The organism is Plebeiibacterium sediminum, assembly GCF_026013605.1.
In the GTDB taxonomy this organism is placed as follows: Bacteria; Bacteroidota; Bacteroidia; order Bacteroidales; family Marinilabiliaceae; genus Saccharicrinis; species Saccharicrinis sediminus.
This window is the reverse complement of record NZ_JAPDPJ010000200.1, coordinates 1-1365: the sequence shown is the minus strand read 5'-3', so window position 1 is coordinate 1365 and position 1365 is coordinate 1. Positions and strand designations below refer to the sequence as shown.

At 33.5% G+C, this 1365-nt stretch carries 1 protein-coding gene; it reads left to right on the top strand.

Going from position 1 to position 1365, the window contains the following annotated elements; all coding sequences use genetic code 11:
• Positions 1-89: 89 nt before the first annotated feature.
• The gene (locus OM075_RS25040; protein ID WP_301193300.1) at positions 90-1280 is read left to right on the top strand and encodes an IS4 family transposase; all 1191 of its coding nucleotides are present in this window, start codon (positions 90-92) and stop codon (positions 1278-1280) included.
• Positions 1281-1365 lie beyond the last annotated feature (85 nt).

The following is a 1365-nucleotide window of genomic DNA, read 5'->3' as shown; positions in this document are numbered from 1 at the left end:
TCACATCTGTCCTAAATAAAGCCAATTAGGTTCCAGTTTCCTGGAACAATTATTTTTGTGGTGTCTAATCATAAAAATACTAATTGGCTATGAAAACAAATTTAACGTTGTTTGCTCAAATCATTCAAACTTTATGCAGAAATTCTTTCAGTGCGCTAACGAAAAAGCATCAAACCGACAAGCACAATAAAGGTATTGACAGCTGGACTCATCTGATAACGATGCTTTTTTGTCAGTTTTCAAAACTTAACTCCTTACGAGATGTTACTAATGGCTTAAAATCGGCTTCAGGTAATCTTAATCATCTTGGCTTAAAAATATCCCCCTCCAAATCTTCATTATCTTATCAAAACCAGAATCGAGAATGGCAGCTGTTTCAAGATTATTACTTTAAGCTATTGCATAAATTAACTTCAATTGCTCAATTTAGACAAACACGCTTTCGTATTAAGTCAAAGATACTGTTATTAGATTCTACGACAATATCCTTGTGTTTAAATCTGTTTGATTGGGCTAGATATAGAAAGAAGAAAGGAGCAATAAAACTTCATACCTTGTTGGATTTTGATGGTTGCTTACCTGTATATATTAATCTTTCTGATGGCAAACTTAACGATGCTAAAGCCGCCAAGGAAATTATACTTCCAGCCGATAGTGTTGTGGTTGCTGATAGAGCATATGTTGATTTCGAAAACCTTTATAGATGGCACAGAGGCAAGAGTCATTTTGTGGTTCGTTTGAAAAAATCGGTTAAGTTCTTACGCCTTAAAGATCGAGAACTACCAGAGAATAGACATCAACATATACTTGTTGACGAATTCATTGAGTTAGAGGATGCTAAAACCTTTAATAAATATCCAAAGAAACTTAGACGGGTTGTTGTATGGGATGAAGTTAATCAGCAAACTATAGAACTAATTACCAATCAATTTACTTGGACAGCAAATACCATATCTGACCTATACAAAGCCAGATGGGAAATAGAGCAATTTTTCAAAGATATTAAGCAATTACTGAAAATAAAGTCTTTTCTTGGCACATCACCAAATGCTGTTTTAATACAGATTTGGACAGCAATGATTACCATATTAATAATAAAATATCTCAAGGCATCAGCCACGTATGGCTGGTGTATGTCTAATCTAGTAGCTTTTTTAAGGTTGAATCTCTTAGTTAAATTTGATTTAAACAAACTGTTGGATAATCCTTTCAAACAGGATACTAAACCAATCCCTATAAGCGTACATGTACAAGGTAAATTATTTGAGTGGGGGGATTGATTTTCAAAAAAGATAAAAATCTGTCCCAATGCGTGATTTTTAAATTATGACTAACTAATTTAGAAAACGTTTAGGACAGCTCTGA

What these genes read in the sequence shown, in the direction of transcription:
- OM075_RS25040 (WP_301193300.1), top strand. Translation starts at nt 90, where the DNA reads ATGAAAACAAATTTAACGTTGTTTGCTCAAATCATTCAAACTTTATGC.